Annotated in this window: 11 protein-coding genes; 9 read left to right on the top strand and 2 right to left on the bottom strand. The window is 55.0% G+C overall.

From position 1 onward, the window contains the following. Positions 1–6 precede the first annotated feature (6 nt). The 4 genes from D1823_RS07375 (at position 7) to D1823_RS07360 (ending at position 5,654) form a co-directional block, all read left to right on the top strand. On the top strand, positions 7–1,890 hold the full coding sequence (locus D1823_RS07375; protein WP_117869303.1) for a glycosyltransferase family 2 protein: 1,884 nt from the start codon (positions 7–9) through the stop codon (positions 1,888–1,890). 94 nt (positions 1,891–1,984) lie between these two features. Then, entirely contained in the window at positions 1,985–2,656 is a 672-nt protein-coding gene (locus D1823_RS07370) for a class I SAM-dependent methyltransferase (RefSeq protein ID WP_117869302.1), read from the top strand. Between the two features lie 22 nt (positions 2,657–2,678). Next, entirely contained in the window at positions 2,679–3,731 is a 1,053-nt protein-coding gene (locus tag D1823_RS07365) for a glycosyltransferase family 2 protein (RefSeq protein ID WP_117869301.1), read from the top strand. A gap of 27 nt (positions 3,732–3,758) precedes the next feature. Further along, positions 3,759–5,654: an ATP-grasp fold amidoligase family protein gene (locus D1823_RS07360; protein ID WP_117869300.1), complete on the top strand. Its 1,896-nt coding sequence runs from the start codon at positions 3,759–3,761 to the stop codon at positions 5,652–5,654. A gap of 49 nt (positions 5,655–5,703) precedes the next feature. Here D1823_RS07360 and D1823_RS07355 read toward each other — a convergent pair whose 3' ends face one another. Beyond that, the gene (locus tag D1823_RS07355; protein ID WP_117869299.1) at positions 5,704–6,006 is read right to left on the bottom strand and encodes a DUF6476 family protein; all 303 of its coding nucleotides are present in this window, start codon (positions 6,004–6,006) and stop codon (positions 5,704–5,706) included. Between D1823_RS07355 and D1823_RS07350 the strand changes: the two genes are divergently transcribed. The 3 genes from D1823_RS07350 to D1823_RS07340 all read left to right on the top strand — a co-directional run bounded on the left by D1823_RS07350 (position 6,005) and on the right by D1823_RS07340 (position 9,756). Next, complete coding sequence (locus D1823_RS07350; protein ID WP_117869298.1) at positions 6,005–7,039, top strand: RluA family pseudouridine synthase; 1,035 nt, start codon at positions 6,005–6,007, stop codon at positions 7,037–7,039. The genes D1823_RS07355 and D1823_RS07350 overlap by 2 nt on opposite strands. Before the next feature lie 467 nt (positions 7,040–7,506). Further along, complete coding sequence (locus tag D1823_RS07345; protein ID WP_117869297.1) at positions 7,507–9,207, top strand: peroxidase family protein; 1,701 nt, start codon at positions 7,507–7,509, stop codon at positions 9,205–9,207. Positions 9,208–9,231: 24 nt separating this feature from the next. After that, positions 9,232–9,756 carry a hypothetical protein gene (locus tag D1823_RS07340; protein ID WP_117869296.1) on the top strand — a complete coding sequence of 175 codons (525 nt, stop codon included), beginning with the start codon at positions 9,232–9,234 and terminating at the stop codon, positions 9,754–9,756. A gap of 7 nt (positions 9,757–9,763) precedes the next feature. Here the strand turns inward: D1823_RS07340 and D1823_RS07335 are convergent, their stop codons facing one another. Further along, a complete protein-coding gene (locus D1823_RS07335; protein WP_162896782.1) occupies positions 9,764–12,286 on the bottom strand; it encodes an adenylate/guanylate cyclase domain-containing protein in 2,523 nt (840 codons plus the stop codon). A gap of 205 nt (positions 12,287–12,491) precedes the next feature. On the opposite strand from D1823_RS07335, the gene D1823_RS07330 reads away from it, so the two are divergent. Together D1823_RS07330 and D1823_RS22270 are read left to right on the top strand one after the other, a co-directional pair. Further along, positions 12,492–13,526 (top strand): YcaO-like family protein, encoded by a 1,035-nt coding sequence (locus D1823_RS07330; protein ID WP_162896781.1) that lies wholly within the window; start codon positions 12,492–12,494, stop codon positions 13,524–13,526. Positions 13,527–13,813: 287 nt separating this feature from the next. Continuing rightward, complete coding sequence (locus tag D1823_RS22270) at positions 13,814–14,098, top strand: tyrosine-type recombinase/integrase (protein ID WP_205511940.1); 285 nt, start codon at positions 13,814–13,816, stop codon at positions 14,096–14,098. Positions 14,099–14,221: the final 123 nt, after the last annotated feature.

Here is a 14,221-nt window from a genome sequence, read left to right as displayed (position 1 = left end):
GATGCGATGAGACTTGTCATATCCACGATGAAAGACGAAGGGCCGTTCATCCTGGAATGGATTGCATACTATCTTTCGATCGGCTTCACGCATTTTATAGTCAATTCAAATGATTGTTCCGATGGCACCGACGCGATCCTTCGGCGATGCGAGGAGCTTGGATTCCTGGCGCATATCGACAATCCCGGCCCGTGGGAGTTTGGACCTCAGGCTTCAGCTTATGCAAACGCCATGGAACACCCCTGGAGCAAAGAGGCCGAATGGATATTGGTCTGCGACGTAGATGAATTCCTTGATATTCGCATCGGCGACGGGACACTGGACGATTTATTTCGTGCATTGCCGCACGCAGATGGGTTTGCTGCAATTTGGCAGTTGTTCGGGCACAACGGAATCGTCGAGTTCGAAGACCGGTTCGTTGTCGAGCAATTCACCCGTGCAGGCGAGCTTGGTGCCGTCAGTCCCCATAACTTGCGGGCGTTCAAATCGCTGTTCCGCAATAACGGATCGTATCGGACGATAAGTACGCATCGTCCGCGGGGTCCGATACCAAACAAGGCGGATCGATTTGCGTGGGTAGATGGGGATGGTGACCCGTTGCCGCCAGCAATGCGAAGACGCGGGTGGGCGTATTCATCGACGGGCGCAGGGTTTGGGCGCAGGCTTTTTCGGATGAACCACTATGCGGTGAGGTCTGTGGAAAGCTATCTGATGAAGCGACTGCGAGGGGATGTGAACACCTCGAGCTTTCACCCGAAGATGGAGGCAACTGGTCAAGCTTACTGGAAACTGCATTGTTATAACGACGTCGAAGAAACCTCGGTCCTGTCCAAAGTCACACGCCTTCGCGAGGTTTTTGAAAAACTGCGATCAGATCCTGTTTTGGGGCAACTGCATCATCAGGCGGTTGCATTTCACAAGGAACGTATTGCAAGCCTCCGAAAAACCGAGGTAGCGCGGGATTTTATCGCAAAGTTCAGCCGCTTTCGCAGCGGGCGCTATGTCAAGGCACTGGAGCTCGGGGTGATGGAAGATGGTGATTTGTCCTTCAACGCCGAAATGTACAAGGACCCCGAAATCACATTTGCCCAGGTCGCGAAGTGGACCCGCCTTGGCAAAATGTCCAAACCCGAGAACTCCAAGCCAAACAATTTCCCCTGGTTTGTTCGGCTCGATGCCCTCGAAACGTCGTTCGATTACGAAGAGGCCGCCGCGCAACACGCGCAGATTACGGATGCCAAACAGGTTTCGGTGCCGTTTGATCCAAAGGATCCTGTTTTCCTGCCTGCTGTCCCTCCTGAAGTTGAAAGAACAAGAGACCAGCGGCAGAGTTTTCTTGGATCAATCAGTGGCAAGAAGAACTGGGTGCTGATCGGACATGTTGAGACTGAAATCATAGAAGAAATTCTTGGCCTGGACGCTGTCGAAAAATTGACGGTCATAGGGCCGTGGGGGCTGTCATGGGACGGCTTCACATGTGCGGATGCAATTCAGGATCCCGAGCTACAGGCATTGGATCGCACGTTTTATGCACTGCTGGAATATTTCCGCGACCCCATTCTTGCCGGACGATTGCATGTCTACCGGGCGCTGCCCCCCTTGATGCTGAAGCTGTTTGAAGACGAAAGCGTCGGTGTCGTCATCATTCGCGGAGTTCGGGCAGAGCAGGTGATGAACCAGCTTTTACGCCGCATCGACCGGGTTCTCGCGCCCGGGGGCAGTATCGCGTTCACATCCTATCGCCGTCATGGAGGTGGGTCGTATACCGGTATGAATGCAGCGATAAACAGTTTTCTGGGGCGCAATGCCGCACGGTACCGGATAACCAGCTTGCAGCCACCGTGGCTTGGTATCGACAAGTTGCCACCACTTGACAAAAAGGATGCATAGCTTCTGGTTCTTGAGCCGACGGCGTGGTAGCCATGTTTCAATAAACAAAACGGGTTTTGCGTGAACAGGACACCCGTCTGCAAGTGAGGTCGAGATGTCAAACGAACCCAAGGTTATCGGTGTTGCGCCCGGCAGCCAGAAGAAACCGAAGGCTGACAAGGCGACCAAGCGCAAGAACAGCAAGGAAGCAATCCGTCGCACATTCCTTTCGCGTCTGCCAAAGGGCGGGGTGGCCGTTGAGATCGGTGTCTGGCAGGGCGAATTCTCTCCGACCATTCTGAAGTTGATTGAGCCCAGTCAGCTGTTTCTGATCGATCCGTGGAAACACATTGGTGAGGATTCGCATACAACTGCGTTTGTGGGCCGGACCGAAGACGAAAAGATGGAGACCATCTTCCAGAAGGTCGTAAAGTCTTTCGAGGCCGAGATCGAAGAGGGCAAGGTCGCTATTATCCGGGATTTCTCGGTGCCCGCGCTTGAGCTTTTCGATGATGACAGCATCTCGTTTGCCTATGTTGATGGGGACCATTCATATGAAGGCGTGACCGCCGATCTGGCCGCTTTGTTTCCCAAGATCAAACCCGGTGGGATCATGGCATTCGACGACTACCACCGCCGCGGTTGGTGGGGCGATGGCGTGATCCGTGCGGTCAACGAATTTCTGGGTCAGCACCCCCGAGAGTTGCGCATCCGCGCGATTGCCGGCGCGCAGATCGCAATCGAAAAGATTGTCCCGCAAGATGACAGCAAAGGTCAGAACGACTAGGCAGCGGGGATAAGTGGCAGCGATGGAAAAGCCTGAAAAAGTCCTCATCACTGCGATGAAGAACGAGGGTCCCTATATTTTGGAATGGGTGGCCCATCACAAGGTGTTGGGGTTTGACCGGATCATTGTCTACACCAATGATTGTACAGACGGCACCAACCAGATTCTGAGACGCTTGCAGGACTTGGGCCATGTGGAGTTTCACACAAACCGTGTCGGAACCGGCGGGATTCATCGATCTGCGCTGAGGCAGGCGCGACGCTTGCCGGTGGTGAAAGACGCAAAATGGATATATGTCGGCGACGCGGATGAATTCCTGAATATTCACGTTGAAAATAACAGGGTTGATGATCTGATCGAGGCAACCCCAGGCGTTGACGTCATTTCCATCCCCTGGAAGATATTCTCGAACAGTGGTCGGCATGTTATGCGCGATACGCTCGTAACCCGGCAGTTCTACGATTGTGAACTGGATTTCGAACAAGGCGGGGCAGGGCGTCGGTTTGTCAAATCCCTGTTCAGACAGGGGGATTTTTATCTTCGCTACGGGTTGCACAACCCGCACCCCCGCCCCGAACTGCAGGCCGGCGTGTTCCGGTCAGTACCCGGAGGGCACGCCACGGAACCTGCCCCATTCGGTAACCACGTGGCGCCCCCATTTGGTTTTGAAGTCGCACAGATCAACCACTATGCCGTGAGGTCTACACAGGCCTATCTGGCCAAGCGCAGCCGAGGTCGGGCAAATCATTCGTCGCAGACTCTGGGAACCGAATATTGGGACCGCTGGAACCGTGGTGGTGCCAAAGATGAAACAATCCTGCGGTACAAGGATGAAGTGGATGCGGTGCTTGAAGAGTTTCGCGCTGACGACAGGCTTCGACGGTTACACAGAAGAGCGTTCCGCTGGCACAAAGCCCTGATCAACGATCTGCTGAAACTGCCAGAGTATGATGAGTTGTATCAGAAGCTTCTTGAAAAGCCTGCTGTGGATTTTGTCGCAAAAGACCGCGGCGTGCGGGAACGTCTGTCTGCCGGCGCACCGTCTTCGTCTGACGAAAACAGGACAGAGTCCTGACAACACAGCCCTCGGAGAAATAGACTAATGGTTGCGGATCGCTCTCTTCCGACGATTGGGATGCTGTGGATGGAAGGCAGCCTGAGCTTTCTGGAGCAGATGTGCATGCTGTCCTTCGTGGAATGCGGTCACAGGGTCGTTTTGTTCCACTATGGACAAGTCGACAATGTTCCGGATGGTATCGAACTGGTGTCGGCAAACGAAATCCACGAACCTAAGCAGTTCATCGTAAACAACCAGTTCAAGACGCCTGTGCCCCAATCCGATATCTTCAGATTGCACCTGATGAAGAAAACGGACTTTCTGTGGTGCGACACGGATGTGTTGGCGCTTGCCCCGATACCAAGGGCAGATCATGTCTTTGGGTATTTCAACCGCGATACCATCTGCAATGCCGTCATGCGGCTGCCACCCGACAGCCCCACGTTGAATGCGTATTCCGAATACTGTCAGGATCCTTATCCGATCCGCCCGTGGGTTGAAGGTGAAGAACGGGAGGAACTGGAACGTCAGAAACGCGCGGGTGAATTGCCGCATGCGTCAGATCAGGAACACAGCGTCTACGGCCCCGGTGTCATGACGTGGTTTCTTCGCCACCACGACGAACTGAAACATGCCAGCCCCATACCGGTCTTTTTTCCTTTGCCTTTCAGACGGGCAGGACAAGCCAATGATATTCACGTCCGAGAGTTCAGGGACGCGTATATCAAAGAAGAAACGCTTGCCGTGCATCTGTGGGGGCGCCGGATGCGGTGGTGGATTGCAAACGGGATCAATCGGCATTCGTTTCTGGATCGACGTTTGAGGAACCTGGGGGTGAGACCGGGCGACGCGCCTTTGCCGCGCCACGGCCGAGGGGGCCTCAAACCGGTGGAGTTTCCGGCAAATCTGCCCACCATGCGCGCTACGACCGAAGAAATCCACGACGCCACCGGCGGCGTCGTGTCCGTTGCTCTGCTCTCTGACCGGGAAGACTATCTCAAGGCGGCACAGGCTGATCTCGACGCAATTGCAGCTGACAATCTGTACGGTGCCTACACCCCGCCACGCGTCGGTTTTTCGCGCGGTTGGGAACACTATGGTAGTGACCCTGCACGGCTGAACGCGCTTGGTATGTCTTTGTACAACTATGCGGATAGCCATCAGTCTCTACCCGATCTGCGCACGCCAAAGACATTCGCCGAAAAGCTGGTGGTCATGAAGCTTTTTGGCGAAGTCCCTGATGCGTTGATCTCTGACCGGTCCAAATACGTGGGCAGCGCCTCGGAACTGCTTGCCTGCCCACAGCGCACGTGGGAGGCGCACATTCCGGCATTGCCCGAAACACTCGACCTCGGGCCCGGCCAGTATTGGTTGAAAGGAACGATGAGCCATGGTCACAAGTTGGCCCTGTCGTTCCCGCTGGATCGCACGCAGCGCGACGATGCCAACCAGAAACTGGCAGCGTGGCACAAGACAAAAACGCCCGAAGGGTTCTGGACAGGCGAATGGTGGCGCGCCACGCAAAAGCCCCTCTATTACATCGAAGAAGACTTGTCCGCCGGGGATCGACAGGCCGGCACCTGGAAATTCTGGGTGATCGCCGGGAAAGTACAACTGGTGCAGGTTGACCGTGACCGGGGGAGAGGGCGCGTTCAGATGCTCCATGATCGCGACTACAGGTATGTCGAAGATGAGTTGTCTTCACCAACCAGCAGCGCCGTTGAACTCCGGCCTGAGCGCTTTGATGACATGATCCAGATCGCTGAAGCCCTGGGGCAGGACCTCGAATGCGCTTGCGTAGAGCTTTTCCCAGTCGGTGACAGGATTTGCTTGAGCGACATCATGCTGTCCCCGGTTTCAGGCAAGCACAAGATACGGTCGGACGCGCTGGATCAGCGTCTGGGTGCTGCGTGGACCGGAACTCGGCTGTTTCCCGGTTGAAGCAAGGTGATCCTCTGATCTTTCATACCGCCGGAACAGGTCGCAGGGCCTATTCGATCGCGATCTCCTGGCGCAGTTTTCCTGTTGTTTTGTCAAAAATCAGAATGCGATTGTCATCGGTAACGACGGCATACCAGTTTGACCCGATGGTCAAGGCCTGCGCCCGGGAACCATCGGGCAGCTCGATCTGATCCGGTACGTTGGGGGTGCGGTCCGATAGGCGGATGACAATCAGGGCGAATGTCACTAGAACCCCGCCAATCATCACCGCGGTCAACAGCATGACCATCCGCCGCAGCAATCGCAGTTGCGGAGTTTCCTGCGGTTCTTGGGGTTCGGAAGGGACAGTCATGGGCACCCGCCAGATTGAGTTTTACATCGCGGCCAATCCGCCGCCTCGCCTTGATAAGGCGCTTTCCCGGGATGTGCCAGATGGGGAAAACCTGTCGCGCACCCGGCTGGCCCGTCTGATCGAAGAAGGTGCGGTTCAGATCGACGGTGCCGAGACATGCGATTCCAAGGCCAAGGTGGTCGAAGGGGCGCGGGTCACGATTGTCGTGGCCGAGGCCGAAGACAGCCATATCGGCCCCGAAGACATCCCGCTTGAGGTCGTTTTCGAGGATGCAGACCTGATCGTCGTCAACAAAACAGCAGGTATGGTCGTACATCCTGCGCCGGGATCACCCGGCGGTACTCTGGTTAATGCTTTGCTCCACCATTGCGGAGACGATCTGTCGGGCGTCGGCGGGGTGAAACGCCCCGGTATCGTGCATCGAATCGACAAGGAAACAAGTGGCCTTCTGGTGGTCGCTAAGTCCGACGCAGCGCATCACGGTCTGGCCGCGCAGTTCGCGGCGCATAGTGTCGAACGGTATTATCGCGCGGTGTGTTACGGGGTGCCGGATGCCAACGATCCTCGTTTGCGCGGTGTCAAAGGGATCAGCTTTGAACCCGGCAACATCATGCGTGTGACAACGCAACTTGCGCGGCACAAGACTGACCGTCAGAGACAGGCGGTTCTGTTCCACGGTGGGCGCCATGCCGTGACGCGTGCGCGTGTTGTCGAAACCTTTGGAGCTCCTGCGGGTCTTGCCCTGATCGAATGCTGGCTTGAAACGGGCCGAACCCATCAGATCCGCGTTCATATGGCCCACGCAGGGCACGGGCTGGTGGGCGACCCGGTTTATGGAGGCAAGCGAAAGCTTTCTGCCAAGGCGTTTTCCGCAGTCGCCGCCGGGTCTGTAAGCGCTTTCCCCCGTCAGGCGCTCCATGCAGCCGTTTTGGGATTTGAACACCCGGTCACTTGTGAAACCCTGCGGTTTGAGGCTGATTTGCCGCAAGATATGCAGAACCTTATTGAACGTCTGCGCACACCGCTGTCATAATAAGCAAAGTCCTGTGAATAAGGGCTTTTTATCTTTCCTTAACGCATACCTAAAAGGCTCAGATTTCTCAGCGATTTCTGGGCTTTAGTTGTTTTCAGGGTAGCGTCAACGTAGCGTTCTGCTAATTCCGTCTATTCCGATTAAGGCCCATTGCGCTCACCGGCCAACCGACAACAATGGGAAGGGAAAGGACGCCATAAGACAATCAGGAGCCCAAACCGATAGGAAAGAACAAGACAGACGCCAACCGCCAAAATGCAATCGCCGCATTTACAGGCGTTTTGGTTCAATACGGGATGAACTGGCGTGACCAATTAATTGCAAAGGACGATTTTGGGCTGACTAGCTGATGATCCAGGCAATCACTGGCTTTTGCGCATCCGATAGAACAAGGACTTAGGCGCCGGCCTTTGTGTTTTGCGAAACACGGAGTATGCTTAATCCATAATTAGTGCGGATTTATAAAAATGCCCTTAATCCACGGCGGTAATCTGTATTTTATCCGCGACTCGCATGAGGGTGCCGACAAAGACGGTCCTGAGATCTTTAGCTACAGTGGGCCGGATGGGCGGCTCACCTTTCGACTTGAGCGGAACAGCTACGACTCTCCCGATGAGGATAAGCGACGGACTTTTGCTTTGCCAGCCATCGATCCTGCTGACGCACCAGGCTTTCAGAAATTGTTAGCAACGGCAACCGGTCGGGGTGCTGAAACGATGTCGGTGGACCGGGGCAATGCCGCCTCCAGCGACTGGGACGCCATCCAATTATACGACCGCCTCATCTCTCCGGAGGAGGTCAATATTCACACACATGACGATGACTTTCTGGAGTCGCTGGGCGAAGCAATCGCAGGGTTTGTTCCGGAGGAACCTCCACTAGGCTATGGGCCTCATATTCCCGCCGCCTACACATATTTTGGCCAGTTCGTCGCGCATGACATGTCGCATATGCAATGGTTGCCGGGCATCGGGCCAAATGGCGAAGACGGCTGGATCAATGGTGAACAACCGCACGGTCTTGATTTCTCGTCCCTATTCGGGACTGCGCCTAATCCCGACACACCGACTAGTCAATGGCAGGAAAAAGCCGGCAGCGCATTGGGACTTGTCTACAATGGGGCACCCGGTATTACGGATGCACGCGATCTTCCGCGTGCCGGCTCCACAGGTCGGCATTGCTGTGTAGACCCGCGGACGGATGACAATCTGGCACTTGCGCAAATGCAGGTACTTCTTGTGCGTTTCCACCAGGCGCTATCGGCCGAACTGGTACTCGACACCACGGCAGGCCAACGCGAGACACGCCGGCATTTGCAGGCCGTAACGCTGACTGATTACCTGCCCAGGATCGTTGATAGCGACATCTACGAAGATATCCTGCAAAATGGTCCCACACTCGTAAATACGTCCGGCGCATTTTTCGTGCCCATCGAATTCGCGGCTGCCTGTTTCCGATTTGGACACACGATGGTGAGGGACGTCTATTCCAATTGGATTATCCAATACCCGCCAGGATCCAACATTTCCGTGGCACCGGCGGAGGTCGAGAATTTTCTTTTCTATACATCTGCCGGTGGTGGGTTAAACCAAAACCAGCTTACAGGGAACTGGGCGCAGGCCTGGCGCCACATGGTTGATCACCAAAATCCGGACTTGCCACCGGCGATTCTGGCAAGGCCGATCCAGGCCAGCATCGAACGGGACCTTCATAGACTTGATCACGCACTTCTTGCGGATCTCCAGAACCCTGCCAAAACCGGAAAGTTCAACTTGGCAACCAAAACGCTTCGGCGAGGCGCGTCGCTTAGTCTGCCCAGCGGCCAGCAACTCGAAACCGTAGCAGGCATCAGCACACCCTTTGATATTGGCGCGTTTCTCGATTCAAAACCCGAAAGATACGGACATCTGAACCATGTCACCGAACTCCGGACCCATACGCCACTCTGGTTTTTCATATTAGCCGAAGCCGAGGCGGCGGGCAGCGGAAAGCTGGGAAAGCTTGGCAGCCGCATTGTGACGGAAACCATCCGCGCCGCCATCACCGCAGTGCCCGACAGCATCCTGAGCGCAGAGCCTTTCCAGCGTGGATTGCGTACGGATCATGGATTGCAAAACACATTTACCCTGCGCGACGTCGTAGCCGTCGCCTATGGGGGCGTCGATTGAAACTACACATCAAGGGAGACTGAAATGACAAACATTATCGTCGAAAAGAACGAGGCGCCGCTGGCCGAGCTGCCAAACACTCCGGACGTGAACAATCGCAAACGCCGTCTGGGGATGGCAAAAGCTGGCGAAGAAATTAACGACTGGATGATGAGCAACCAAGAACCGCTGGCAGAAGAATTCTTCGATGACTTATTCGATGAATTGGACGGGGGTGGTGCAAACGGATACCGCTTGAAAGTCGAAGCTGACGACGCGGGCGGAAACCCAAGCAACTGGCGGATTCGCTCACGTAAACGGGGATATAGATTCAGGACTGACGTCGCGCGGTACAAACTGGCTGTTGACTGTGTAAATGAAGAATCCACCTGGGTGGGCAGACAGGTGAATATGACCATCGGCGTTCCCGAGCAGCGCGGCAATCTGCTGGCTGGGGGATATCTCGGGCGGCTATTCGACGACATTAAGGGCCTGATCGAAGATGAAGGCCGCGATGACTTGGCCAAGCAGTACTTGCTGGCGGCGATTTTCCTTAACCGATGCCAGTAGCACCGATCTAGGCGACGATGGCTGCCTCGATCGCGTCTCTCAGACGCTGACGGTCTTCTTCGCGTCGGATGGGATAGGCCTCTGTGAACCAGCGTGCGACATCGCGTGTAAGAAGCGGTTGCGGTCCGGCCCAGTTGCTCTCTACGTTTTCGCAAAGCCGGTCGAAGGCTCGCTGCGCGGCAGGCATCTCGTTTTGGCAGGAATGAATGACGCAGATCCAGCCTTGGTCATCCATTATACTACCAAGACCCTTTTCCGCTGCATCAAGCGCGGCGTCATAGCGTTCAAGCATGAACAATGTCGACGCGTTGTATGCCCAGATCCAATCCGGCAAGTTGGTGCTGATTTCATACAGGAGGTTAAGTGTCCTGTCAGCCTTGTCGTCGTCGCCAAACCAAGCAAAGCCCATGGCACAACTGGCCAGCGTTGTAGGGCAGTTCGGGTTCAGACTAACGGCCAGATCCAAATGCATAGAGGCCCGTGCAAAGGCACCGTTCATGGCCGCTGTCCATGCCACCGTTCGCTGGATACGTGCATCCATCGGATCTAGTTCAACGGCTCTGGCGGCGTAGCGATCAGCAAGTGCTGCGTCTTTGGTACTGCGCTGACGGCCAGGCCAGATTACATGTCGTATGTTTTCAATGGATGCGCGCCGGAACAAGGCAGGAGCGTTATCGGGGTCTTCCTCCAGTATCGAGTCGAAAATAGCCAGAGCCTCTTCCGCACCAGCAGGTGTCCAGCGCATAAGTGCCCGGTCGCCACGCAACCACTTATCGTAGCTTGTCGCGAAACGTCCGGCATCGCGATAGGTCTCTGCAAACCTGTCAGACGACACGTAGAGCTCAATCGCGACGACTATTTCCCGAATTATGATATTCATTGCCGCAAACTGATCTCCGGCCGAAAGCACAAAACGTTTTGCCCAGAGTACACGCGCTGTATCGTGGGTTTGTAAGTTGATCTGAATGACCGGCGGGTCTGCGACTTGAAGCACAGCCATTTCGACCGAGTAGTCTATCTGGCTATCACCGTCTCCATTTCCCGCTGGTGTTTTCGCTGCATCTATCACGGCCCAGTCACGGAAGCGCATAAGGTTTCCGATCAGTTCAGAACGAAAAGCCTGAGCTGCAGCAAGTCGGGTGGCGTCTGTGCCGGTGATCGGAGCCACTGACAAGCGCAACAACCGCCGGAGCGGTACGTACGTTGGTGACTGCACTGCAACTCGCTTACGTTCTGACTTGACCTGATCAATACGATCCTGGACATCCTTGTTGGGCGCCATGTCGAAATTTTCGGCAAGATAGAGCTTTAGACGTTCGAATTCGGCGAAGGCTTCCGGTGTATCACCTTGCGCTAAGCGCGCGTTAATTCGAGCCAGCGCGGCCATTTCATTTCCCGGCTCCAATAGTAAAATAGCCGTTGCCGCATCTTCAAAAAAGGCGTCATTTGTACCTACCGACGACAACAAACGTTCCAAAGCCAGCAATACGCTGCGCTTCCAGCTCCGCCGTGTTACACTCAGCCAAGACCTGAAAACGGGGCCGATCGCTTCGTACCCCGCCATGATTTTTTCGGGCCAACGGGCATCTTCGATGAAGCGGTCAGGTACACTACCTTGCCGCAACATCCGCATATATTCGTCAAGATCGGTCCGTACTGAGAACTCATCTAAAGCCAAGTGGGTTTCGCTGCGTATGAGCGCAGGCATTCCGGCACATGACCTATCCATGAAATCCACCGCGAAAGCGTCAAGTTTTTGTAACGCAACGCCTTCTTCGTCTTCGAAAAAAGCGAGTGTCGCGAGTCGATCGAACGTTTCGGCCCCGCCTGGACACAGCGCCAGATATCCTACAATGGCACGGGAGCGCAATCCGACCGCGTCCGGCGAAGCTCCGTACCGGTCGTCAAATGCAACACCATCCAAAAGATGCAGGTTCGGACGATGCGCATCCTCTTTGGGTGCAGTTGTCGTCAAGGGGTCAATGACCTGATAGAGCCGGTACTTACGGTCAAGGTTTCTCAATCCGTGGGTGCCGATACTCTCAAATGAAAGGTCCGGGTGATCCCCAGCCATTCGCATTACATTTTCGGAGATGACGCAGGTGCCCGGCGTTGCCTTGCTCTGCAAACGCGCAGCAATATTGACTGTGTTACCATAAACATCCCCTCGTTTCTGGACGACCTCGCCGCAGTGCAATCCAACCCGAAACTGATAGGGTCGCGCTACGTCAAGCTGGTTTCTAACAAGGACACGTTGGAACTCGACACCGCAGTTGATCGCGTCATCTGCTTTTTTGAACGTAAGAAGAGCGCCGTCACCCATTGTTTTGACCAGCGTGCCGGAATGCCGGCGTGACAGAACCCGCAAAGTGTCGAAGCAACTCGTAACAAATTCAAGGGTGGTGCTCTCGTCTCGTTCGATCCAATTGCTGTAGGAAACCATGTCGGTGAACAAGACCACGCATTCCGCCGACGCACCGGGCATCGTTTTGGGGATTTTTTCATTTTGGTACTTGCGTTGGGTTTCCAAGCTTCCGTCCAGAAAGGTTTATGAATAAAGTATGATGATGAGTTTAACCAAAGTGGCTCCGTATTTCGACATTCATGTCATGTCTTCTGACGGATGGCCTGTTCATTGTAATCTCACAGTACCAAATAAATTGGCAATTGAGGCATTTGCAAACTTTCCTAAGGCCGCGCTCCCCGAAGCAGGCCGGGCAGCTTCTGGCCGTGGCATGACTCGCGCACAGGCCGAAGCCAGCGGTTTGGGCGAGGCGATCGAGATCGCGAGCCTTTGCCGATGGGGGGATGAACTCACACTAGAGACAGACCGGGAAGATTGTCCTGAGCCGTCTTGGGATGCGCAGACATTAATGGGGTTTTCCAATGCGCAGCGAAGAGACCGGCGCGCGTGGAACGATCGCTTGCGAGGCATTGATTGGATTCCGGACCCAAAACCAGTAGGACCGGCAGAATGGGTCGAGGCGCGTTCCATCGACGGTGGATCTGTGTGGGTGCCAAGTCAGGCAGTATTCATGAGCCATGATTTAACTGTTGGTTCAGTCGCTGACTGCGTAGCTGACACCAACGGGTGTGCCGCAGGATCGACTGACCGAGCCGCGCAAACTCATGCGCTGCTGGAACTGATTGAAAGGGACGCTGCCGGGCGTTGGTGGTACGGCGCACGTGCGCGACGCCTGATAGGCCCCGACATGCTTGATGAAGCGACCACCCACACTTGCACAGTTCTCCAAAACGACGGTTTTGCGGTTAAGCTGATAGACATCACAACAGACCTTGGTGCACCTGTCGTAGTTGCTGCGGGGGCTCACGCAGGTGGCAAACCAATAGCCTTGGGGTTCGGCGCTGCTGTCACACTTGTAGATGCTGCGCAAAAAGCCGCATGCGAAATGGCTCAGATGCTGTTGGTCTTCCAAGACCCGCAGGGCGATTCTCACAGAAGACCGCACCTCAATGCTTGGATGGAAGAGGCCTCTCTTGAAACGGCTCCGCTGGGCGCTGCAAGGTTTGCTGACGGTGCCGAGTATTCTACATCAGGTTCGTTTTTGTCGCGGATTCGCGCCGCTGGGGTGAGGTTGGCTTTCCTAGAGCAGACCCGCCCTGAATTTGGCGTTCCGGTATGGCGCGCAATTTCGCCCGACCTCTGCCATTGGAAGCCTCGTTTTGGCCGTCAAAGGCTGCTGGGCTTGGATCCGCACGACATCGGCGACTGCCTGCAAACGCCTAATCCGGTTTTGTTGCCGCTTTGAATTTAAAGCCCCTCGTTTTCACGTCCCGCAGGACCCTGGCTAAATTCGGGCGACGAAAAAGTATCCAATTCAACACGCCGCACCAATCGCGATTCTACGCTATGGCTAGGGGGCTGCGTTCGCGATCAACAAAACAGACAGGGTGACTTAAGTGTGTGTTTCCTGGCGATTGTGGTTTGAAGATTGGTTGCGGGGACTGGTTTTGGCCATTGCGGAACGTTCACACAGCTAATTCCCCAACGCGACCTCACGTCCAAACTCATTTCTAAAATTTACCTAAACTGGTTTTGACAAATAAATGCCTCTCCAATTGGGCATATCGGTCAACCGCCAGCCGCCTAAATCTCCCCCACAACTTCCACGCTTCACGCCATTTCTATGCGTCGATGTTGATTGAGCGGGGGGGATCAATCCCGGTCGTGTCGAAACTTTTGGGTCATTCGTCGCCAGCAATCACCCTTTCGCTTTACGCTTGGTGCGTTGTCGATCCTACCGAACACGACATTGTGTTGGATGCGCTGGACAACCCGCCCAAAAAGGATGAGGGTAGCGCCAAGGTAGCGCGGAGGTAGCGAAACTGCCGGAATTGCCGAAAACCGCCGAACGCCACCCGTCATAAACATCAATAAAATATGAAGTTCACGTTTGTTCTCTTTTTGTTATCCTTTCTTAACGTAAGATTAATTCCAGACTGT

The organism is Ruegeria sp. AD91A (genome assembly GCF_003443535.1).
In the GTDB taxonomy this organism is placed as follows: domain Bacteria; phylum Pseudomonadota; class Alphaproteobacteria; order Rhodobacterales; family Rhodobacteraceae; genus Ruegeria.
Note: the sequence above shows the minus strand (reverse complement) of the source record. Positions and strands in the feature narration are given on the sequence as shown.

Coding starts and splice junctions, on each gene's coding strand:
- D1823_RS07370 (WP_117869302.1), top strand. CDS start 1,985: ATGTCAAACGAACCCAAGGTTATCGGTGTTGCGCCCGGCAGCCAGAAG.
- D1823_RS07340 (WP_117869296.1), top strand. CDS start 9,232: ATGACAAACATTATCGTCGAAAAGAACGAGGCGCCGCTGGCCGAGCTG.
- D1823_RS07365 (WP_117869301.1), top strand. CDS start 2,679: ATGGAAAAGCCTGAAAAAGTCCTCATCACTGCGATGAAGAACGAGGGT.
- D1823_RS07345 (WP_117869297.1), top strand. CDS start 7,507: ATGCCCTTAATCCACGGCGGTAATCTGTATTTTATCCGCGACTCGCAT.
- D1823_RS07360 (WP_117869300.1), top strand. CDS start 3,759: ATGGTTGCGGATCGCTCTCTTCCGACGATTGGGATGCTGTGGATGGAA.
- D1823_RS07375 (WP_117869303.1), top strand. CDS start 7: ATGAGACTTGTCATATCCACGATGAAAGACGAAGGGCCGTTCATCCTG.
- D1823_RS07355 (WP_117869299.1), bottom strand. CDS start 6,006: ATGACTGTCCCTTCCGAACCCCAAGAACCGCAGGAAACTCCGCAACTG.
- D1823_RS07330 (WP_162896781.1), top strand. CDS start 12,492: ATGACTCGCGCACAGGCCGAAGCCAGCGGTTTGGGCGAGGCGATCGAG.
- D1823_RS07350 (WP_117869298.1), top strand. CDS start 6,005: ATGGGCACCCGCCAGATTGAGTTTTACATCGCGGCCAATCCGCCGCCT.